Origin of the sequence: Streptomyces sp. cg35 (assembly GCF_050410835.1) — a bacterium.
Classification (GTDB): domain Bacteria; phylum Actinomycetota; class Actinomycetes; order Streptomycetales; family Streptomycetaceae; genus Streptomyces.
Window position 1 is genome coordinate 7,203,838 of sequence record NZ_CP191268.1, and the last position, 20,511, is coordinate 7,224,348.

Below are 20,511 nucleotides of genomic sequence, written 5' to 3' on the forward strand. Positions count from 1 at the left end.
TCATGTGGCCGGTTTCACTGATATCGCCACGATGTCCGCCACGGTCGCCGCCCCGGCGCCCGTCGTCTTCAAGGCTGCCTGCCCGGACTGCCGCGCCCGCTTCGAACTGGCCGCGACAGCGATCCGGTTGGCGATCGGCGCGAGCCGCAGGACCACCTTCTACTCCTTCACCTGCCCCGAGTGCGACGCCGCGGTGCGCAAGCCCGCCGGTGAGCGCATCGTCGAACTCCTCACGGGCGGCGGGGTGCGCACGCTCCGCCTCCACCAGACCGTCTAGGCTCGGCGCATGTTCTGGGCGATGCTGGCCGTGGCTGTGGGTTTCGTGGGGCTTGCCGTGCTGGCCGTCCTCGCGATCAAGGTGTTCGTCGAGGCGCAGCGCCTCGGGCGTCAAGTCGCCGACACCACACAGCAGATCAATCGCGCCGCCGAGGAACTGGAGCGGGCCGCGGTCACCGTGGCGAAGGCCGGCGGTGAAGCCCTCTGACCTCCTCGCCGTGACCTGCGGGGAGGGATGGAAAGCGCTTTACCGCTGTGGCCTGTCCGTCTGCCAGGTTCGGCGGGTACGCTCGCTTACGCGGCCCGGGAGTGAGGCGCGGGCCGCAACTGGGAGTACGCACAGGGATTGCCCCGTGTTCACCCCCACGGGATACGATCGCTGCCAGCACGGTGGTCGGACAACAGTCCGAAGTCCGACCGGTACCGGCAGTCCCGCCCCTGCCGCCTCAGTGAGAAGGTAAACGCATATGTTCGGTGGAAAGATCGGCGCCCCCGAGTTGATCATCCTGCTCGTGGTCATCCTCCTCCTGTTCGGCGCGAAGAAGCTCCCGGACATGGCGCGCTCGCTCGGCAAGTCGGCCCGCATCCTCAAGAGCGAGGCCAAGGCCATGAAGAGTGAGGGTGGCAACAAGGATGCCGCTCCCTCGGACCCGCCGAAGAAGGACGACCAGCAGCCGCCGGCCCAGCGCACCATCCAGGCCGCCCCGGGCGACGTGACCAGCTCGCGTCCCGTGTCCGAGTCGACCAACCAGACGACGCAGAGCTGATCAAGAGCTGATCGAAGGCCGCCCCTGTCAGGCGGCCTGCCGCACGAGATGAGGACGTGGGTTGCTCAAGTCTGCCCGCAAGCAGGAGAAGGACCCCGAGGGGCGGATGCCGCTCGCGGAGCACCTGCGTGAGCTTCGCAACCGGCTCGGGAAGGCCGTCCTGGCCATCCTCGTCGTGACGATCGTCGCTGCCTTCTACTACAAGGACATCATCGAGTTCTTCACGAACCCGGTGCTGGACTCGGTCGGTTGTGACAAGACCTTCTCGGAGCTCACGGCCCGCGCCGCCGACAACAAGGACGCCAACGAGCAGTGCGCCCGCATCGTGCTCAACGGCCTGATCACGCCCTTCACGCTCGCGCTGAAGGTGTCGCTGATGGCCGGTGTCGTCGGGGCGTCGCCGATCTGGCTGTACCAGCTGTGGGGCTTCATCGCCCCCGGCCTGCACAAGCACGAGAAGAAGTACGCGACCGCGTTCGTCGCGACCGGCGTGCCGCTCTTCCTCGGTGGCGCCTTCTTCGCGTACAAGACGCTGCCGACCATGGCGCGCGTGCTGCTGGACTTCTCGCCCGCGAATATCGACAACCAGCTGCCGCTGGACGAGCTGCTCGACCTGATCACCCGCATGGTGATCGTCTTCGGACTCTCCTTCGAGCTGCCGCTGCTCCTGGTCATGCTCAACCTCACGGGCGTGATCACCGGCAAGCGGATGCTCGGCTGGTGGCGCGGCATGATCATGGGCATCACCGTGTTCGCCGCGGTGGCCACGCCCAGTACGGACCCCCTCACGATGCTGGCCCTCGCCGGGCCGATCTGGGTCCTGTACTTCGCGGCGACCGCCTTCTCCCTGCTGAACGACCGTCGTAAGCGGCGCCTCGCGGAAGCGGGACCGGGCGACGACGAGGCCTCCGACCTCGACCTCACGCCCGAGGACATCGGCGACGTGGAGACGGTGTCGGCCAGCCGGGCCCTGCCCGAGCAGTCGACGGGCGAGAACGACCGGATCAACGGTTACGACGATGTGACCTGAGGCAACCCCTGCTCGTGGTCGGGCAGTTGTTAAGGTCCGGCCCGTGAGCAGCGACATCACCCTCTTCGTCAATCCCACCGCGGGACGCGGCCGGGGCGCAGGTGCTGCGCAGCCGGCCGCTTCCGCGTTGCGGGCGGCCGGCTTCTCCGTGCGTACCGTCATCGGGGAGGACGCCGCCGACGCGCTGGTACGCGCGCGTGCGGCGGTCTCCCGGGGGACCGGTGCCCTGGTCGCCGTCGGCGGGGACGGGCTGGTGAACCTCGCCCTGCAGGCCGTCGCCGGCACCCGCACCCCGCTCGGCGTGGTCGCCGTCGGCACCGGCAACGACTTCGCGCGCTCCCTCGGACTGCCCGTGCGCGAGCCGGCCGCGGCGGGCACGCTCGTCGCCGAGGCCCTCAAGGGTTCGATGATCCGCGACATCGACCTGGGGCGGATCGGCGACCACTGGTTCGGCACCGTCCTCGCCTCCGGCTTCGACTCCCGGGTCAACGACCGCGGCAACCGTATGCGGCTGCCCCTCGGCCGGTTCAAGTACGACCTGGCGATCGTCGCGGAGCTGGCCGCCTTCAAGCCGGTGCCCTTCCGTCTGACGCTCGACGACGACTCCGTGCGCGAGATCGCCGCGACCCTCGTCGCCGTCGGCAACGGCACCTCGTACGGGGGCGGCATGCGGATCTGCGCCGACGCCGACATGAGCGACGGACTGTTCGACGTCACCGTGGTCGGGGACTGCTCCCGTACGACGCTGCTGCGGGTGTTCCCGCGCGTCTACAAGGGCACGCATCTCACCCACCCTGTGGTGAGCGTGTTCCGTGCGGCCCGGGTGGAGCTGGCGGCGGACGACATCACGGGATACGCGGACGGCGAACCGGTCGGGCCGCTTCCGCTGGTCGCCGAGTGTGTGCCGGGGGCGGTCCGCGTCCTTACCGGATAATGATCGTCCGATGTCAGTGGTGGCCGGTAGGCTCGAAAGCACGATGACAGAGGACCTCTCACCGGCCGAGCGGTATGCGGCAGCCCGTCAGCGGGCCGCCGAGCAGGCCACCGCGCTCGCTTCCTTCCGCGAGATGTACGACTTCGGCCTCGACCCCTTCCAGATCGAGGCGTGTCAGGCGCTCGAGGCGGGCAAGGGCGTTCTGGTGGCCGCACCCACCGGCTCCGGCAAGACGATCGTCGGCGAGTTCGCCGTGCACCTCGCCCTCCAGCAGGGCAAGAAGTGCTTCTACACGACACCCATCAAGGCGCTGTCGAACCAGAAGTACCAGGACCTCGCCAAGCGCTACGGCGCCGACAAGGTCGGCCTGCTGACCGGCGACAACAGTGTGAACAGTGACGCGCCCGTGGTCGTGATGACCACCGAGGTGCTGCGCAACATGCTGTACGCGGGCTCCCAGTCGCTGCTCAATCTCGGCTATGTGGTCATGGACGAGGTGCACTACCTCTCCGACCGCTTCCGCGGCGCCGTATGGGAAGAGGTGATCATCCACCTCCAGGAGTCGGTCACGCTCGTCTCGCTGTCGGCGACGGTGTCGAACGCCGAGGAGTTCGGCGACTGGCTCGACACGGTGCGCGGCGACACCGAGGTGATCGTCTCCGAGCACCGGCCCGTGCCGCTGTTCCAGCACGTGCTCGCCGGGCGCAGGATGTACGACCTCTTCGAGGAGGGTGAGGGCCACAAGAAGGCCGTCAACCCCGACCTGACGCGGATGGCGCGCATGGAGGCGAGCCGTCCTTCGTACCAGGACCGTCGGCGCGGGCGGAACATGCGGGAGGCCGACCGGGAGCGGGAGCGGCGTCAGCGCTCCCGGATCTGGACACCGGGCCGTCCCGAAGTCATCGAGCGGCTCGACTCCGAGGGGCTGCTGCCGGCCATCACGTTCATCTTCAGCCGCGCCGCGTGCGAGGCGGCGGTGCAGCAGTGCCTGTACGCCGGGCTGCGGCTGAACGACGAGGAGGCGCGGGCCACGGTCCGCGAGATCGTCGAGGAGCGGACCGCGTCCATTCCGGACGAGGACCTGCACGTCCTCGGCTACTACGAGTGGCTCGAAGGGCTGGAGCGGGGCATCGCCGCCCACCACGCGGGCATGCTGCCGACCTTCAAGGAGGTCGTCGAGGAGCTGTTCGTGCGGGGCCTGGTGAAGGCCGTCTTCGCCACGGAGACGCTGGCCCTCGGTATCAACATGCCCGCCAGATCGGTGGTGCTGGAGAAGCTCGTCAAGTGGAACGGGGAGCAGCACGCCGACATCACACCCGGTGAGTACACCCAGCTGACGGGACGTGCGGGCCGGCGCGGCATCGACGTCGAGGGGCATGCCGTCGTGCTGTGGCAGCGCGGCTTCAGCCCGGAGCACCTCGCGGGACTCGCGGGCACGCGCACGTATCCGCTGAAGTCCAGCTTCAAGCCCTCGTACAACATGGCGGTGAACCTGGTCGAGCAGTTCGGCCGGCACCGCTCGCGCGAGCTGCTCGAGACCTCGTTCGCGCAGTTCCAGGCCGACAAGTCGGTGGTCGGGATCTCGCGGCAGGTGCAGAGGAACGAGGAAGGGCTCGAGGGCTACAAGGAGTCCATGACCTGCCACCTCGGGGACTTCGACGAGTACGCGCGACTGCGGCGCGACCTCAAGGACCGCGAGACGGAGCTGGCCAAGCAGGGCGCGGCCCAGCGCCGGGCTCAGGCCGCGGCGGCGCTGGAGAAGCTCAAGCCGGGCGACGTCATCCACGTACCGACGGGCAAGTTCGCGGGCCTCGCGCTCGTCCTGGACCCCGGGCTGCCGGCCGGGCGGTCCAACGGGCACCGCGGATTCGAGCACCACGACGGTCCGCGTCCCCTCGTGCTGACCGCGGAGCGGCAGGTCAAGCGGCTCGCCTCGATCGACTTCCCGGTGCCCGTGGAGGCGCTGGAGCGGATGCGGATCCCGAAGTCGTTCAACCCGCGCTCGCCGCAGTCCCGGCGCGATCTCGCGTCCGCGCTGCGCACCAAGGCCGGGCACATCGTGCCCGACCGGCACAAGAAGGGGCGCGCGGCGGCCGCAGACGACCGGGAGATCGCGCGGCTGCGGGCCGAGCTGCGGGCCCACCCCTGCCACGGCTGCTCCGAGCGTGAGGACCACGCCCGCTGGGCCGAGCGCTACCACCGGCTGCGGCGGGACACCGTGCAGCTGGAGCGGCGGATCGAGGGGCGGACGAACACGATCGCGCGGACCTTCGACCGCATCGTGAAGCTGCTGACCGAGATGGACTATCTGCGCGGCGACGAGGTCACCGAGCACGGCAAGCGGCTCGCGCGGCTCTACGGCGAGCTCGATCTGCTGGCCAGTGAGTGCCTGCGCGACGGCGTCTGGGAGGACCTGAACCCGGCCGAACTCGCCGCGTGCGTCTCGGCGTTGGTGTTCGAGGCGCGGGTCGCGGACGACGCGCTCGCGCCGAAGGTGCCGTCCGGCAAGGCGAAGGCCGCGCTCGGCGAGATGGTGCGGATCTGGGGCCGGCTCGACGCCCTGGAAGAGGAGTTCCGGATCAACCAGGCCGAGGGCGTCGGCCAGCGCGAACCCGATCTCGGGTTCGCCTGGGCCGCGTACCAGTGGGCCTCCGGCAAGGGCCTGGACGAGGTGCTGCGGGAGGCGGAGATGCCGGCCGGCGACTTCGTCCGGTGGTGCAAGCAGGTCATCGACGTGCTGGGGCAGATCGCGGCGGCGGCGCCCCACGACGGTTCGTCGACGGTCGCCCGCAACGCGCGCAAGGCCGTGGACGGCCTGCTGCGCGGAGTGGTCGCCTACTCGTCGCTGGGCTGAGACCCGACCGGGGCCCGGCACCGGCCGGGCCCCGCAGGATCACGCCGCCGCGCGGGACGCGTCCCGCTTCGCGACCTCCTCGCGGACGATCGGGATCACGTGGCGGCCGAAGTCGATCGCGTCGTCGAGCAGGTCGTAGCCACGGGCCGAGAGGATCTCCACCCCCAGGTCGTAGTAGTCCAGGAGGGCCTGGGCCACGGTCTCCGGGGTGCCGACGAGAGCCGTCGAGTTGCCCGCGCCGCCGGTCTCCGTCGCCGTGGGGGTCCACAGGGCGCGGTCGTGGCGCTCGCCCTGGGACGCCGCCGCGAGAAGCCGCTGCGAACCCGCGTTCTCCGGGTTCTTCAGCGGATGGCGGCGGGAGAGCGGACTGCCCGCCTTGCGGGCCTTGATGCGGGCCAGCGTCGCATGGGCCTTCTCCCAGGCCAGTTCCTCCGTCGGCGCGATGATCGGGCGGAACGCGACCTGGATGCGGGGCACGTCCGTGCGGCCCGCCGCCTTCGCCGCCGCCTTGACCGACTCGATCTGCTCGGCGGTCTCGGCGAGGGGCTCGCCCCACAGGCAGTAGATGTCGGCCTCCGCGCCGCCCGCCGCGTACGCCGCGGGCGAGGAACCGCCGAACGAGACCAGCGGGTGCGGCTGTTGGACCGGGAAGGTGTCGCTCACGAAGTCGTGGAAGCGGTAGTGCGTGCCCTCGTGGTCGAACGGCTCGTGCGACGTCCACGCCTTCTTGATGATCTGGATCGCCTCACGGGTGCGGGCGTAGCGCTCGTCCTTGGTGAGGAAGTCGCCCTCGCGCTGCTGCTCGTGGTCGTTGCCACCCGTGATGAAGTGGACCGCGAGCCGGCCGTCGCTGATCCGGTCCAGCGTGGCGAAGGTCTTCGCGGCGAACGTCGGGTACGAGACGTTCGGGCGGTGCGCCACCAGGATCCGGATCTTCTCGGTGCGCGCCGCGATGAAGGCGGCCGCGGGGGACGGGTCGGGGGAGCCGGAGCCGTACGCGAAGAGGATCCGGTCCCAGCCGTACTCCTCGTGGGCGCGGGCGAGCCGCAGGGTGTAGTCCTTGTCGAAGGACGCGCCGGAGCGCGCGGTGACTTCGGAGCCTTCGTTGGTCGCGGCTATGCCGAGGAACTCTACGGGCATGGGGATACGCCTCTTCTGTTGTGCTGCGGGAACGGGTCAGTGGGTCGGCCTGATCGTCGTCAGACGCAACACGCCGCCGACCACACCCGACCGAAGTCGATGTGGTCGCGGGTGACCAGCCGCAGCTGAGGGCGCATGTGCTCAGTGGAACAGGGCGGCGCGTGAAACGTCAACCACCCCTTTTCGCCGCCGAGCCGGGTCGGTTCGGACAGCCGGACGCCCTCACTCCATGTGTGCGAATCGGAGCTGAGCGTGTAAATGGGAGCGAGTGTATGCCTGCGACGGGAGGTATTTCAGGGGCTTGCTGAATATGACTCGGCGATGATCCGGTCGGACTAAGCTCGCCCGCAGCGCACCGAGTTGAGATGGATTCGGTCGCTTGTTCCCCCATGCGCCGATGGTTCGCTTTGACCCCCCGAACGAAGCGCGACGAACCATCGCAAACTTCCCCGACCCGACCGTTTCAGAGGGCATACATGGTGAGTGTTCAATCGCCTCCCGGTGGCCGAGAAGTCCCCTACACACGCGTGCTGTTGCTGCCCGCCATGGTCATGGCCGCCGCCACCGGAGCGGCCGTCGCCCTGGTCACGGAGCCCGCGCGCGTCGCCGTCACCCTGTGCGGCGCGCTCGGCACGCTCTTGGTGATCGCCGTCGCGGCCGAGGCCGTCCGGCGCGGTCGTGTCGTCCGGGGCCTGCGCGCCCAGTACACGCGCCACGTCGCCGAACTGGAGGCGCACATCGCCGCCCAGGAACAGCGGACGATGCGCGTCGCCAAGGAAGTCCTGCCGCACGCCCTGTACCGGATGCGCACCGGCGACAACCCCAAGGACGCCGTCCGCAACACCTGCGACTCCGACCCCGCCTTCCGCGACACCACCCCGGGCGAGCGTGAACTCCTGCGCCTGGCCCTCAAGGAGATCGACCGCGAGGAGGCCATGCGCGACGCCGCGCAGCGCGCCTTCGTCTCCATCGCCCGCCGCGTCCAGGCCATCGTGCACAAACAGGCCCAGGAACTCCGCGAGATGGAAGAGGACCACGGCCGCAACCCCGAGGTCTTCGACGACCTCCTGCGCATCGACCACGGCACCGCCCTGATCGGCCGCCTCGCCGACTCCGTCACCGTCCTCGGCGGCGCCCGCCCCGGCCGCCAGTGGCCCAAGCCCGTCAAGCTCTACAGCGTGCTGCGCGGCGCCATGTCGCGCATCCTCGAGTACCCGCGCATCGATCTGCACGCGATCTGCGACGTGGCCATCAAGGGCATCTCCGTCGAGCCCCTCATCCACGCCTGCGCCGAACTCCTCGACAACGCCACCCGCTACTCGCCGCCGCAGACCCGGGTGCACGTCACCGCCGTCGAGGTGCAGACCGGCATCGCCATCGAGATCGAGGACGGCGGCGTCAGCCTCGGCGAGGAACAGCGCACCAGGGCCGAGCGGATGCTCGACAAGGCCAAGGCCGGCGTCGACCTCAACGACCTCGGCGAGAACCCGCGCCTCGGCCTCGCCATCGTCGGCCGGCTCTGCGCGATGTACGACATGCAGATCTCGCTGCGCCAGTCCGCCTACGGCGGCGTACGCGCCGTGCTCGTCGTCCCGCGCGACATGATGAGCACCCAGCCCGCGCCCGGCCTCGCCCACGGCATCGGCGCCACCGCCGTGCCGCGCGTCGACCACAACGGCGTACCGATCAAGGAAGAGCCGCGGCTGAAGAAGACGCGTCGCCCCACCACGGGACCGCGCCCCTCCGCCCCGCTCGTCGCGGCGAGGGAGGACGACGAACCCGTGGTCACCGAATGGCGGGCCAACGGGCTGCCGCAACGCCGCAGGAAAGTCGACACGAAGATCATCGAGAACCAGATCATCGTGACGCCGCGCAACCCCGACCTGACGATGCCGCCGCCCGGATCCGGCCCGGCGGCCGCTGCGCCACCCGCAGCCCCCGTGCCCGGGCCGTCCGTGGAGCCGGAGCACGACAAGCCGGCCCAGCCCGAACCCGGCCTGTGGGTCGAGGCGTTCATGAACGGCCTCAAGCCCGACGGGACCGGCGAACCGGGCCCGGGAGCGGACAAGCCGCACGACGACGCGTACTACCAGCAGGTCGACGAGGGAGACCACCAGTGATCCAGCAACGCGCCAACTTCGACTGGATGCTCAAGGAGCTCGCCGACGGCGTGCCCAATGTGCGCCAGGTGGTGGTGCTCTCCGCCGACGGTCTGCGCATCGCCCGGTTCGGCGGGGACCCCGACGGCGCCGACCGGATCGCCGCTGCCTGCGCGGGACTTCAGTCCCTCGCCTCCGCCGTCGCCTCCGAGATCCCGGAGAGCAACGGCAAGATGAACATGGTCATCATCGAGGTCGACGGCGGCTTCTTCTATCTGATGGCCGCGGGCAAGGGCGCGTACCTGGCCGTCCTCGCCGATCCGTACGTCGACGCGGGCCTCATCAGCCACCAGATGCGCGACCTCGTCATCCGGATCGGCGCCCACCTGACCAGCCCGCCCCGACGCAACGGCCAGACCGTATGACTCCGCGCCCTCCCGAACCCCCGTTCCGAGAACCGGAACCACCCCCGCAACGCGAGCGCCGTTCCGCGCAGGACCCCAAGGATCTCGAGCGGCTCTACGTCATCACCGGCGGCACCGACGGCACCGAGCGCGCGCCCCTCGATCTGGTCACCCTGATCGTGGCGCGCGCCGACCCGCCGGTCTCCGCGCCCCCCGAACAGGCCGCCGTCCTGCGCATGTGCCGGTCGCCCCTGTCCACGGCCGAGATCTCGGCCTACCTCAGCCTGCCGTTCAGCGTGGTCACCGTGCTGCTCGGCGAACTCCTCGCGGCCGAACTGGTCCAGGCGCGCGCACCGGTGATCCGTGGCGCCGTCGCGGACCGTTCCCTCCTCGAAGCGGTGATGCATGGACTACAGAAGCTCTGACGCCACCGGCGCCACGGACATGGCGGTCGGCAGCGTGCACATCCCCGGCCCGCGGGCCGAGGACCGGATGCCCGAGACGGTCACCTCCGCCGTGAAGATCGTCATCGTGGGCGGCTTCGGCGTCGGCAAGACGACGATGGTGGGCTCCGTCAGCGAGATCCGCCCGCTCACCACCGAGGAGACCATGACGCAGGCGGGCATCGGCGTCGACGACAACTACGGCTCGGACACCAAGACCGCCACCACCGTGGCCATGGACTTCGGGCGCATCAGCATCACCGACGAGCTCGTCCTCTATCTCTTCGGGACGCCCGGCCAGGAGCGCTTCTGGTTCCTGTGGAACGGCCTGTTCGAGGGCGCGCTCGGCGCCGTCGTGCTCATCGACACCCGCCGCCTCGAGGTCAGCTTCGACGTGATCGGCCGCCTGGAGGAGCGGGGCGTCCCGTTCGTCATCGCCAACAATGCCTTCCCGGACGGGCCGCGCTACCCCACCGAGGAACTGCGCAACGCCCTCGACCTCGACGCCCACGTGCCGATCATCGAGTGCGATGCGCGCCGTCGGGCCTCCAGCCGCGACGTCCTCATGACCCTCATGCGTTATCTGCACGAGATGGCTCTGCACCGCGCCTGAGCGGGCAGCGGCCTGTGCCGCCTTCGCCACTTCCGTTGTTCACGTACCAGTTCATCTCATGACCGGAGCGAACACCGTGACGTCTCCCTCCCATCCCTCCCAGCCGTCCAGCGGATTCGACGCCGCCTTCGCAGATCCCTCGTCCGCCCCGCCGCCGGGCTGCCCCGCCCACGCCCTCGGTCCGGACGGGATGCGCCGGCTCTACGGGCCCGAGGCCGACGCGGACCTCGCCGGTGTCTACGAGAAGCTGCGTGCCGAACACGGCTCGGTCGCCCCCGTGCTGATCCACGACGACGTCCGCATGTGGGCGGTGCTCGGCCACAGCGAGAACCTGCACATGGTCCGCGCCACGTCCCAGTACAACCGGGACTCCCGCAACTGGACCGCCCTCAAGAACGGCACGGTCAAGCCGACCCACCCGCTCGCGCCCGTGTTCAGCTGGCAGCCGATCACCTCCATGACCGAGGGCGCCGAGCAGCTGCGGCTGCGCGGCGCGGTCAACGAGGCCCTGGAGATCATCGACCACCGCAGCCTGCGCCGCTCCATCAACAAGGCGACCCAGGAGATCATCAACCGGTTCTCCGAGCGCGGCGAGTGCGAGGTCGTCAGCGAGTTCGCCGAGCATCTGCCGATGATGGTGATGCTGGAGATCCTCGGTGCCCCGGAGGTCTACAGCGAGCGGTTCGTGCAGGCCGCCCGCGACATGATCAAGGGCACCGAGACGGCGATCGCCAGCAACGAGTTCATCATGGGCGCCCTGATGGAGCTCACCGCGCGCCGCCGGGCCGCCCCCGAGGACGACTTCACCAGCCGCCTCATCGCCGCGCCCGCCGCCCTCACCGACGACGAGGTCGGCCAGCACCTGCGGCTGGTGCTCATCGCCGCGTACGAGGGCACGGCCAACCTCATCGCCAACGTGCTGCGCACCGTGCTCACCGACCCGCGCTTCCGTGCCCAGCTCAACGGCGGTCAGATGACCGTGCCCGAGGCGGTCGAGCAGTCGCTGTGGGACGAGCCGCCCTTCAGCGCCATGGTCGGCTACTTCGCCAAGGTCGACACCGAGCTCGGCGGGCAGCAGATCCGGGCCGGCGACGGCCTCATCTTCGGCATCGCGCCGGGGAACGTCGACCCGGCCGTGCGGCCCGATCCGGGCGCGCACATGATGGGCAACCGGTCGCACCTCGCCTTCGGCGGCGGGCCGCACGAGTGCCCCGGGCAGGACATCGGGCGCGCCATCGCCGACATCGGTGTCGACGCGTTCCTGATGCGGCTGCCCGATGCCGAACTCTCCATCGCCGAGAGCGAGTTGAAGTGGCGCTCGACGATTCTCTCGCAGCATCTCGTCGCGCTGCCGGTGTCGTTCACGCCGCGGTCGCAGCAGGACGTCATCAGCAAGCCGAGCATGGTGCCGCCGCAGCGGCCTGACTGGCATGTGTCGTCGGGGGGACCTGGGGCGGGGGGTGCTTCTGCTTCTGCTTCTTCGGCTGCGACTGCGGCTGCTTCTGTGCCTGCGTCCGCTCCTGTTTCGGGCTCGGCCGTGGGGGCGGGGGGCCGTCAGGAGCCCGTCGAGCCGCGTCAGCGGCTCGGTGCCTGGCAGCGGTTCCTGCGGTGGTGGCGCGGCTACTGATCCCAGTCCCCGTACGACTCCCAGGCCCCCAACTGCCGTTCGCTCACGAACCGGTGCTCCCGGCCGGTGACCGGGTCCCTGAACTCCAGGGTGCGCGCCAGCAGTTGCAGGGGCCTGCGGAAGTCGTCGGGTGCGACGGGATCCATGATCCGTGGGTAGAGCGGGTCGCCCAGGATCGGCAGGCCCAGGGCCGTCATGTGGACGCGCAGTTGGTGGGTGCGGCCGGTGTGCGGCGTCAGGCGGTACCGGCCCAGGCCGTCTCTGTGCTCGACCAGTTCGATGCGGCTCTCGGCGTTGGGCTCACCGCCCGGCACCTCGTGGGCGGTGAGCACGCCCCGCTCCTTCTCGATACGGCTGCGGACGGTGACCGGGAGCTCCACGGCCGGGTCGTACGGGGCCACTGCCTCGTACTCCTTGCCGACCAGGCGGTCCCGGAACAGGGTCTGGTACGCGCCTCGCTCCTGTGGCTGTACGACGAAGAGCATGAGCCCGGCGGTGAGGCGGTCGAGGCGGTGTGCCGGGCCGAGGGACTCGATTCCCGAATCGCGTCGCAGGCGGGCCAGGGCGGTCTCGGCGACGTGGCTGCCGCGGGGGGTCGTGGCGAGGAAGTGGGGTTTGTCGGCGACGAGGATGTGCTCGTCGCGGTACACGATGTCGAGGGCGAACGGGACGGGGGGCTCGGGGGGCAGGTCCCGGTGGAACCACACGTGGGCGCCCGGCTCGTAGGGCGTGTCCGGGGTGATGGGCGTTCCGTCCCGTCCGACGATCCGGCCCTCGGCGATCATCGCGTCGACCACGCCGTTTCCGGCGGCCAGGCGCGCCAGCAGGTGGTCCCGCACGGTGTCCCAGGGGCCGTCGGCCGGCATCCGTACGCGGACGGGGTCGATGCCGTTGCGTTGGGGGAGCGGGGAGGGTGGGGTGCGGTGCCTGCGGTTTCTCATCTCGGGGGTCAGCGTACGGGGGCTTCGTGGGCCGGATGCGCTTTGAAGGGACGGTGGCCGTCTGGGGCTTGGTTGGCGGCTTTCCGTTGTCTCCGACAGGTGTGTGGGTGGGTGCGGGGCCGCCCTGGGCATGTCCGTGCTCGCCATCTTGATGGCCTCGCCGGTTGCTTCGCGCTTCGTCACCGCGTGAGCTGTGCTGCGCGCGCACATACCCAGACCGGCCCCTCCCGTCTCGTACGCGACTGATCGCCGGTGGGGGCTGCGCAGATCGAGCCCCGTCGGCGATCGAGGAGCGGGGGCCGGGGCGGAGCCCCGGGGCTGGGGTGCAGCGCAGGGCGACGGACCAGCGGGCCCCCGCAGATATCGCTAGGACGCCGCTGGAGGCTCCTGTTCGGCTTCCACCTGGGCGTTCCAGTCCCTCTTCGACGCCTGCCAGCCGTCCTCGTTGTGGCCGAGGCGCCAATAGCCGGAGATGGAGAGGTCCTCGCGCGGGATCTGGCGGTCCACGCGCAGATGACGGCGCAGCTCCTTCACGAAGCCCGCCTCGCCGTGCACGAAGGCGTGCAACCGGCCCTCGGGGAAGTCGAGTTCGGTGACGGCCGCGATCAGCGCCTGGCCGACGGGGCGGCCCGAGCGGTGCAGCCAGGTGATCTCGACCGGGGAGTCGATCTTCTGCTCCTCCTCGGGGCCCTCGATCTCCACGAAGACGTGGGCCCGCGCTCCCGCCGGCAGGGCCTCCACGGCCGCGGCCACGGCGGGCAGCGCGCTCTCGTCGCCGGCGAGGAGGTGCCAGTCGGCCGAGGGGTCGGGCGCGTAGGCGCCGCCCGGACCCATGAAGTGGAGCGTCTCGCCCGGCTGGACGGTCGCCGCCCACGGTCCGGCCAGGCCCTCGTCGCCGTGGATCACGAAGTCGATGGTCAGCTCGCGTGCCGACGGGTCCCAGGCCCGCACCGTGTACGTACGGGTCACCGGCCACTGCTCGCGCGGCAGTTCCTCCCGGATCCGCTCGACGTCGAACGGCTCGGCGTAGGTCACACCCGCCGGCGCGAAGAGCAACTTCACATAGTGGTCGGTGTGTTCGAGCTCCGGGAAGTCCGCCAGCCCGTCCCCGCCGAGGACCACCCGCTGCATGTGCTCGGACAGCCGCTCGGTGCGGACGACCTGTGCGGCGCGGGCCTTGCGGGGCTTGCGTGCGGGACGCTCGGCCATGTGCGGTCTCCCTTGATCCATCACTGCGTAACTTAGGTTTACCTAAGTTAACACCTCATTCTGAGAGGGTGGTGAGGAGTCGGTGCAGGGATCCGGTCAATCCCCAGCGGGCCGCCAGCGCGTCGACCGCGGCCGGGTCGCGCGGCTCGCGCGGCAGGGCCGTGTCGACGGCGGGCAGTGCGACGTCGCCCGCGACCTGGACCACCTTCGGCGCCACCGCCAGATACGGGCGCGACTCGTCCAGCCGCTTGCGCTGGGTCGGTGTCAGCTTGGCCTTCGGGTCGTCGACCGCGGCCATGATCCCGGCCAGGTCCCCGAACTGCGCGAGCAGCTTCGCGGCCGTCTTCTCGCCGATGCCGGGCACGCCCGGGAGGCCGTCGCTCGGATCGCCGCGCAGCAGCGCCATGTCCGCGTAGCCGGAGCCGTCGACGCCGTACTTCTCGCGCAGCAGGTCCTCGTCCGTGATCTGCAGCGTGCCGACGCCCTTGATCGGGTAGAGGACGCGGCGCTCCAGCTTGTCGTCGACCAGCTGGAACAGGTCGCGGTCACCGGTGACGATGTCGACCGGGCCCGTGGCCCGGCCGGTGAACGTGCCGATCACGTCGTCCGCCTCGTACCCCTCGACGCCCACGCGCGCGATGCCCACCGCGTCCAGGACGGCCTCGATGATCGGGACCTGCGGGGAGAGCGTGTCGGGGATCTCCTCCTCGTCCGGCGTCCCGGCCGCCGTCTCCTCGGCGACGCGGTGCGCCTTGTACGAGGGGATGAGGTCGACGCGCCACTGGGGGCGCCAGTCCGCGTCCATGCACGCCACGAGATGGGTCGGGTGGTGGTCGTGGACGAGGCGGGTGATGAATTCGAGCAGCCCGCGCACGGCGTTGACCGGCGTGCCGTCCGGGGCCTTCACGGAGTCCGGCACCCCGAAGTAGGCCCGGAAGTACAGGGACGCGGTGTCGAGCAGCATCAGGCGCTGGTTGGCCGTGGGTTCTGGGGTCACGCCTCGCATCATGCCGCACCGCACCGACAGTCACCGGTTGTGCGGGATCTGTCGATGATCGTGAACGGAATGTGAACTGGGCCACTCTTCTGTTTGATCGGCATAAGCCCGGGCAGGCGCCGATCCGGAGCGAATCCAGTCACACGTTCAACTAGTGAACGTTTGACCGGCCCAGCGGGCAGACCCCGCACCGCTCCACGGCCCGCCGGCGGGGGAGGCGGGCCGTCTTGGTTCGACCCGAGAGGTGTATGTGTCCAGGCTTGAAGCCGAAGACCTGTACAAGGTGTTCGGCAGACGACCCGATGAGGCGGTGGAGGCACTCCGTCGCGGAGCCGACCGTGAGGAACTGCGCGCCGACGGCACCACGGCCGCCGTGATCGACGCTTCCTTCACCGTTGAGCCCGGCCAGATCTTCGTCGTCATGGGTCTGTCGGGATCCGGCAAGTCCACCCTTCTGCGCATGCTGAACGGACTGCTGGAGCCCACTGCGGGACACGTCCGTTTCGACGGCGAGGATCTGACGCAGCTGTCGTCCCGTGAGCTGCGCGAGGTCCGCTCGAAGAAGATCAGCATGGTCTTCCAGCACTTCGCGCTGTTCCCGCACCGCTCCGTCCTGGAGAACGCGGCGTACGGCCTCGAGGTGCAGGGCGTGCCCCGCGTCGAGCGGGAGGCCCGTGCCTCCGAGGCGCTGCGTCTCGCGGGCCTGGAGGGCTGGGAGAAGTCCTTCCCCGACGAGCTGTCCGGCGGTATGCAGCAGCGTGTGGGTCTTGCCCGCGCCCTGGCCACCGACGCCGACCTGCTCCTCATGGACGAGTCGTTCAGCGCGCTCGACCCGCTGATCCGGCGCGACATGCAGGACCAGCTGCTCGACCTGCAGAAGACCCTGAAGAAGACCATCGTCTTCATCACCCACGACCTGAACGAGGCCATGCGCCTGGGCGACCGCATCGCCGTCATGCGTGACGGCCGCATCGTCCAGATCGGCAGCGCCGAGGACATCCTCGTCACCCCGGCCAACGACTACGTCGCGTCCTTCACCCAGGACGTCGACCGGGCCCGCGTGCTGACCGCGGGCGCGATCATGGCCACGCCCGGCAAGGGGTACACGGCGGCCGACGCCCCGGCCACGGTCACCGAGGACACCCCGATCATCGAGCTGTTCACGCCCTGCGCGACCAGCGAGACACCCGTCGCCGTGACCGGCGACGACGGCGAGGTCGTCGGTGTCGTCCCGCGCGAGCGGCTGCTCGCGGTGCTGGGCGAGCCCATGAAGTCCGTGGAGAGCGGGCACGAGAGCGACGGCGCGGCCACGGGCCTCGCCGAGGAACCGAAGGACGCCGTCCCGACGCCGCGTGGCGAGGGCGACGGCCCGGTGGAGAAGGTGAACGCCGGTGCCTAGGATCCCCTTCGGCAACTGGGTCAACAACGTGGTCGACTGGATGCTCGACCACATGGCCTGGCTCTTCGACTTCTTCAAGGACGTCTTCGACGGCCTCTACACCGGCATCGGCGACGTACTGCAGGCCCCCGAGCCGCTGCTGCTCGCCGGCATCTTCGCCGTGATCGCCTTCTGGCTGCGCGGCACGACCGCGGGTGTGCTGACCTTCGCCGGGTTCTGGTTCATCGACAACCTGGAACTGTGGGACGACGCGATGCTCACGCTGTCGCTCGTCCTGGTGTCGACGATCATCGCGCTGGTCATCTCCGTGCCGCTCGGCATCTGGGCGGCCCGGTCGAACCGGGTCAGCGGCCTCTTCCGGCCGGTCCTCGACCTGATGCAGACGCTGCCGGCGATGGTCTACCTGATCCCGGCCATCCTGTTCTTCGGCTCCGGCGCGCCCGCCGGCATCGTCGCGACCCTGATCTTCGCGCTGCCCCCGGGCGTGCGCATGACCGAGCTGGGCATCCGGCAGGTCGACAAGGAACTGGTCGAGGCCGCCGACGCGTTCGGCACGACGCCGCGCAACACCCTGCTGCGCGTCCAGCTGCCGCTCGCCCTGCCGACGATCATGGCCGGTGTCAACCAGGTCATCATGCTGGGTCTGTCCATGGCCGCCATCGCGGGCATGGTCGGCACCGACGGCCTCGGTGGCGCGGTCAACGAGGCCATCGGCCAGCTGAACGTGGGCCTCGGCGCCGAGTCCGGCATCTCGATCGTCATCCTGGCGATCTACCTCGACCGCATGACCAGCTCGCTCGGCCAGCAGGTCTCGCCGCTCGGCCGCCGCGCGCTCGCCAAGGTGCGCTCCGCGCAGGGCCTGAAGATCTGGTCGTACCGTCCCCGCCCGGCCGTCGCCGTGGTCGGTGTCGTGGTCCTCGCGCTCGTCGCGGGCGGCATGGGCATCTTCGGCGGCTCCTCGTCGACGACGGCCTCCGGCGACAGCTCGAACGTCGGCCAGGGCAAGAAGATCTCCATCGGCTACATCCCCTGGGACGAGGGCGTCGCCTCCACGTTCCTGTGGAAGGAGATCCTGGAGCAGCGCGGGTTCGAGGTCGAGGCCAAGCAGTTCGACGCCGGACCGCTCTACACTTCGCTCGCCCAGGGCAGCGTCGACTTCGAGACGGACTCCTGGCTGCCGACCACGCACGCCCAGTACTGGAAGAAGTACGGCGACAAGCTCGAGGACCTGGGCTCCTGGTACGGCCCGACGTCCCTGGAGCTGACCGTGCCCGCGTACATGAAGGGCATCGACTCCCTCGAGGACCTCAAGGGCCAGGGCTCCAAGTTCGGTGGCAAGATCACCGGCATCGAGTCCAGCGCCGGTGAGACGGCTCTGCTGAAGAGCAAGATCCTCAAGGAGTACGGCCTCGACAAGGAGTACAAGGTCGTCGACAGCTCCACGCCGGCGATGCTGGCCGAGCTGAAGCGCGCGTACGCCAAGAAGCAGCCGATCGTCGTTCCGCTGTGGTCGCCGCACTGGGCGTACAACGACTACGACCTGAAGAAGCTCAAGGACCCGAAGGGCGCCTGGGGCAAGGGCGACGGCGTGCACTCGCTGGCGCGCAAGGGCTTCGGCACCGAGTTCCCCGAGGTCAACAAGTGGCTCAAGGACTTCAAGCTGAGCGAGAAGCAGCTCACGAGTCTCGAGGCCGAGATCAACAAGGCCGGCAAGGGCAACCAGCAGGACGCCGTCAAGGCCTGGCTGAAGAAGAACCCGGGCGTCGTCGACAAGCTGGCCCCGGTCAAGAAGTCGAACGCGGCCGAGACCAAGCGTCCGGTGAACGTCGCCTGGTTCCCGTGGGACGAGGACGTCGCCGTCACGTATCTCTGGAAGAACGTCCTGGAGAAGCGCGGCTACAAGCTGAACCTCAAGCAGATGGACGTCGGCCCGGTCTACACCGGCCTGGCCAGCGGTGACCTCGACGTCAACTTCGACGCCTGGCTGCCGTACGCCCAGAGCAACTACTGGAACAAGAACAAGGCGAATCTGAAGGACCTGGGCAGCTGGTACAGCCCGACCTCCTTGGAAGTCGCCGTCCCGTCGTACGTGAAGGGCGTCAAGTCCCTCGCGGACCTCAAGGGCAAGTCGAAGACCTTCGACGGGAAGATCATCGGGATCGAGCCGGGCACCGGCGAGATGAACCTCCTGAAGAAGGACGTGCTGCCGGGCTACGGCCTCGACAAGGAGTACAAGGTCGTCGACGGCTCCACGCCGGCGATGCTGGCCGAGCTGAAGCGCGCCTACGCGAAGAAGGAGCCGATCGCGGTCGTGCTCTGGTCGCCGCACTGGGCGTACAGCGACTACAAGCTCACCAAGCTGGCCGACCCGAAGAAGAAGTTCGGTGAGGGCAACACGATCCGGACGATCTCCCACAAGGACTTCCCGAGCAAGTACCCGCAGCTCACGAAGTGGTTCAAGAACTTCAAGATGAGCGAGGACGAGCTGGGCAGCCTGGAGGCCGAGATCAAGAACCGCGGTCAGGGCCATGAGGAAGAGGCCGTCGCCGCCTGGCTGAAGGAGCACCAGGACGTCGAGCAGCGGATGACCGCTTCCTGACGATCCCGGAGTTGCGCACCCGAGGGGTGGGTTCCGTCGCAGCAGTCGCTGTGAGGGAACCCACCCCTCGTTCGGTTCCCCGCGCACCGCTCGCGTTCGTACGCTCGACAGCACCGTGACCGCCGCCGGGCTCCGTGCCTTTGCCGCCGCGCTCGCCGCCGTCCTGCTCCTGACGCAGCTGCCCGCCGCCAGCGCCTCCCCGGCCTCAGCGGCCACCGCCCGTTTTGCGGCACTTGCCGCTTATGTCACGCAGGCGGACGGCCACCGCTACGGGGCCACGGACCGCACCGGCCGCACCATGGACGCCGCGCAGATCGTCCAGGACGGCGACGGAACGTATCTGGCCGTGTACCACACGATGCTGGCCGACGGCCGGTTCCACGCGGCCGTCGCCACCTCCGCCGACCTCGTGCACTGGCAGCGCCGCCACGACTTCGGCCCGGGATCCAGCCAGCCGACGCTCGCCGCCGACGGCCGCGGCGGCTACGTCCTCGCGTACGAGAAGGACCCCGACAACCACATCGCGGTCCGCGGCTACGACGGTCCGCGGGCGCTGCTCGCCGGACGGTCCGCGCGCTCCTTCGACGCGCCCCGCACCCTGTCGTCCTGCGCCGAGGGCACCCCGGCGATCACGGCCGTGCACGGTGACACCGTCGAACTGACCGGCCACTACCGCGCCGACTGCGACACCGACCGCCAGCTCACCGCGACCCTGCGCGACTTCACCCACTGGCACGCGGCGCCGGTGCCCCGTCTCGACCGGGCCGTCGAGGCGTACGGCAACTCCGGGAACATAGGCGACCGCGCCCCGCTCGAACTGGCCGGGCAGCCGATGGTACTCATCGAGGGGCAACGGCTGCGCGACGACTTCGCGGGCTGGTCCACGTACGCCTACGATCCCGCGTCCGGCCGAGCCGACCGGATCCCGTTGCGCACCCACCGCGGCTCGACGTCCTTCGCCAATCCGTCGGCGACCCTCCTCACCGACCCTGGCGGCCGCCCCGCGCTCCTGGTAAGCCTGTTCATCCCCAGGGAGGGTGCGGCGCCGGGTGAGTCGGGCCAGCTTCTGTACTGGCGGGAGCTGGGGTCGACGGCCCGATCGTGACGCACGGCTTCCTCCGCTCGCATGAAACCGCCTGGCGAACATGCGTAGGGTGCAATCAAACGAACAGGGCAATC

18 protein-coding genes are annotated in these 20,511 nt (G+C 69.8%); 14 read left to right on the forward strand and 4 right to left on the reverse strand.

Going from position 1 to position 20,511, the window contains the following annotated elements; all coding sequences use genetic code 11:
* Positions 1-31 precede the first annotated feature (31 nt).
* From ACQUQD_RS32935 to ACQUQD_RS32960, 6 genes are all read left to right on the forward strand, one after another.
* Entirely contained in the window at positions 32-277 is a 246-nt protein-coding gene (locus ACQUQD_RS32935; protein ID WP_428957715.1) for a hypothetical protein, read from the forward strand.
* A gap of 9 nt (positions 278-286) precedes the next feature.
* A complete protein-coding gene (locus tag ACQUQD_RS32940) occupies positions 287-484 on the forward strand; it encodes a hypothetical protein (RefSeq protein WP_428955824.1) in 198 nt (65 codons plus the stop codon).
* A 259-nt stretch (positions 485-743) separates the two neighbouring features.
* Positions 744-1,043: a Sec-independent protein translocase subunit TatA gene (gene tatA, locus ACQUQD_RS32945; RefSeq protein ID WP_428955825.1), complete on the forward strand. Its 300-nt coding sequence runs from the start codon at positions 744-746 to the stop codon at positions 1,041-1,043.
* 61 nt (positions 1,044-1,104) lie between these two features.
* Complete coding sequence (tatC, locus tag ACQUQD_RS32950) at positions 1,105-2,073, forward strand: twin-arginine translocase subunit TatC (protein ID WP_428955826.1); 969 nt, start codon at positions 1,105-1,107, stop codon at positions 2,071-2,073.
* A 43-nt stretch (positions 2,074-2,116) separates the two neighbouring features.
* Positions 2,117-3,007 (forward strand): diacylglycerol kinase, encoded by an 891-nt coding sequence (locus tag ACQUQD_RS32955; RefSeq protein WP_428955827.1) that lies wholly within the window; start codon positions 2,117-2,119, stop codon positions 3,005-3,007.
* Positions 3,008-3,050: 43 nt separating this feature from the next.
* Positions 3,051-5,861 (forward strand): DEAD/DEAH box helicase, encoded by a 2,811-nt coding sequence (locus ACQUQD_RS32960; protein ID WP_428955828.1) that lies wholly within the window; start codon positions 3,051-3,053, stop codon positions 5,859-5,861.
* 39 nt (positions 5,862-5,900) lie between these two features.
* On the opposite strand, the gene ACQUQD_RS32965 is transcribed toward ACQUQD_RS32960, so the two are convergent.
* On the reverse strand, positions 5,901-7,001 hold the full coding sequence (locus ACQUQD_RS32965) for an LLM class flavin-dependent oxidoreductase (RefSeq protein WP_428955829.1): 1,101 nt from the start codon (positions 6,999-7,001) through the stop codon (positions 5,901-5,903).
* A gap of 476 nt (positions 7,002-7,477) precedes the next feature.
* Here ACQUQD_RS32965 and ACQUQD_RS32970 point away from each other — a divergent pair, with 476 nt between their 5' ends.
* The 5 genes from ACQUQD_RS32970 to ACQUQD_RS32990 are packed head-to-tail and all read left to right on the forward strand — an operon-like array spanning position 7,478 to position 12,187.
* Positions 7,478-9,121, forward strand: a complete 1,644-nt coding sequence (locus ACQUQD_RS32970; RefSeq protein WP_428955830.1) for a sensor histidine kinase — start codon at positions 7,478-7,480, stop codon at positions 9,119-9,121.
* Positions 9,118-9,525: a roadblock/LC7 domain-containing protein gene (locus tag ACQUQD_RS32975; RefSeq protein WP_356494233.1), complete on the forward strand. Its 408-nt coding sequence runs from the start codon at positions 9,118-9,120 to the stop codon at positions 9,523-9,525. The genes ACQUQD_RS32970 and ACQUQD_RS32975 overlap by 4 nt, the downstream gene beginning before the upstream one ends.
* On the forward strand, positions 9,522-9,929 hold the full coding sequence (locus ACQUQD_RS32980) for a DUF742 domain-containing protein (RefSeq protein ID WP_428955831.1): 408 nt from the start codon (positions 9,522-9,524) through the stop codon (positions 9,927-9,929). Before ACQUQD_RS32975 ends, ACQUQD_RS32980 begins: the two co-directional genes overlap by 4 nt.
* Positions 9,910-10,560, forward strand: a complete 651-nt coding sequence (locus ACQUQD_RS32985) for a GTP-binding protein (RefSeq protein ID WP_428955832.1) — start codon at positions 9,910-9,912, stop codon at positions 10,558-10,560. Before ACQUQD_RS32980 ends, ACQUQD_RS32985 begins: the two co-directional genes overlap by 20 nt.
* A gap of 58 nt (positions 10,561-10,618) precedes the next feature.
* Positions 10,619-12,187 carry a cytochrome P450 gene (locus ACQUQD_RS32990; RefSeq protein WP_428955833.1) on the forward strand — a complete coding sequence of 523 codons (1,569 nt, stop codon included), beginning with the start codon at positions 10,619-10,621 and terminating at the stop codon, positions 12,185-12,187.
* Here the strand turns inward: ACQUQD_RS32990 and ACQUQD_RS32995 are convergent.
* The 3 genes from ACQUQD_RS32995 to ACQUQD_RS33005 all read right to left on the reverse strand — a co-directional run bounded on the left by ACQUQD_RS32995 (position 12,181) and on the right by ACQUQD_RS33005 (position 15,343).
* Positions 12,181-13,128, reverse strand: coding sequence for an RluA family pseudouridine synthase (locus ACQUQD_RS32995; protein ID WP_428955834.1), 948 nt, complete (start codon positions 13,126-13,128; stop codon positions 12,181-12,183). The two genes, ACQUQD_RS32990 and ACQUQD_RS32995, sit on opposite strands and share 7 nt — an antisense overlap.
* 366 nt (positions 13,129-13,494) lie before the next feature.
* On the reverse strand, positions 13,495-14,337 hold the full coding sequence (locus ACQUQD_RS33000; protein ID WP_428955835.1) for a siderophore-interacting protein: 843 nt from the start codon (positions 14,335-14,337) through the stop codon (positions 13,495-13,497).
* Between the two features lie 55 nt (positions 14,338-14,392).
* Entirely contained in the window at positions 14,393-15,343 is a 951-nt protein-coding gene (locus tag ACQUQD_RS33005; RefSeq protein ID WP_428957716.1) for a 5'-3' exonuclease, read from the reverse strand.
* Between the two features lie 241 nt (positions 15,344-15,584).
* Here ACQUQD_RS33005 and ACQUQD_RS33010 point away from each other — a divergent pair, with 241 nt between their 5' ends.
* From ACQUQD_RS33010 to ACQUQD_RS33020, 3 genes are all read left to right on the forward strand, one after another.
* Entirely contained in the window at positions 15,585-16,733 is a 1,149-nt protein-coding gene (locus ACQUQD_RS33010; protein ID WP_428955836.1) for a quaternary amine ABC transporter ATP-binding protein, read from the forward strand.
* Complete coding sequence (locus ACQUQD_RS33015; protein WP_428955837.1) at positions 16,726-19,332, forward strand: ABC transporter permease/substrate binding protein; 2,607 nt, start codon at positions 16,726-16,728, stop codon at positions 19,330-19,332. Before ACQUQD_RS33010 ends, ACQUQD_RS33015 begins: the two co-directional genes overlap by 8 nt.
* A gap of 115 nt (positions 19,333-19,447) precedes the next feature.
* Positions 19,448-20,437, forward strand: a complete 990-nt coding sequence (locus tag ACQUQD_RS33020; RefSeq protein ID WP_428955838.1) for a hypothetical protein — start codon at positions 19,448-19,450, stop codon at positions 20,435-20,437.
* Positions 20,438-20,511: the final 74 nt, after the last annotated feature.

What these genes read in the sequence shown, in the direction of transcription:
- ACQUQD_RS32990 (WP_428955833.1), top strand. Translation starts at nt 10,619, where the DNA reads ATGACCGGAGCGAACACCGTGACGTCTCCCTCCCATCCCTCCCAGCCG.
- ACQUQD_RS32965 (WP_428955829.1), bottom strand. Translation starts at nt 7,001, where the DNA reads ATGCCCGTAGAGTTCCTCGGCATAGCCGCGACCAACGAAGGCTCCGAA.
- ACQUQD_RS32995 (WP_428955834.1), bottom strand. Translation starts at nt 13,128, where the DNA reads ATGAGAAACCGCAGGCACCGCACCCCACCCTCCCCGCTCCCCCAACGC.
- tatA (WP_428955825.1), top strand. Translation starts at nt 744, where the DNA reads ATGTTCGGTGGAAAGATCGGCGCCCCCGAGTTGATCATCCTGCTCGTG.
- ACQUQD_RS32970 (WP_428955830.1), top strand. Translation starts at nt 7,478, where the DNA reads ATGGTGAGTGTTCAATCGCCTCCCGGTGGCCGAGAAGTCCCCTACACA.
- ACQUQD_RS33005 (WP_428957716.1), bottom strand. Translation starts at nt 15,343, where the DNA reads ATGCGAGGCGTGACCCCAGAACCCACGGCCAACCAGCGCCTGATGCTG.
- ACQUQD_RS32985 (WP_428955832.1), top strand. Translation starts at nt 9,910, where the DNA reads ATGGACTACAGAAGCTCTGACGCCACCGGCGCCACGGACATGGCGGTC.
- ACQUQD_RS32980 (WP_428955831.1), top strand. Translation starts at nt 9,522, where the DNA reads ATGACTCCGCGCCCTCCCGAACCCCCGTTCCGAGAACCGGAACCACCC.
- ACQUQD_RS33000 (WP_428955835.1), bottom strand. Translation starts at nt 14,337, where the DNA reads ATGGCCGAGCGTCCCGCACGCAAGCCCCGCAAGGCCCGCGCCGCACAG.
- ACQUQD_RS32940 (WP_428955824.1), top strand. Translation starts at nt 287, where the DNA reads ATGTTCTGGGCGATGCTGGCCGTGGCTGTGGGTTTCGTGGGGCTTGCC.
- ACQUQD_RS32935 (WP_428957715.1), top strand. Translation starts at nt 32, where the DNA reads ATGTCCGCCACGGTCGCCGCCCCGGCGCCCGTCGTCTTCAAGGCTGCC.
- ACQUQD_RS32960 (WP_428955828.1), top strand. Translation starts at nt 3,051, where the DNA reads ATGACAGAGGACCTCTCACCGGCCGAGCGGTATGCGGCAGCCCGTCAG.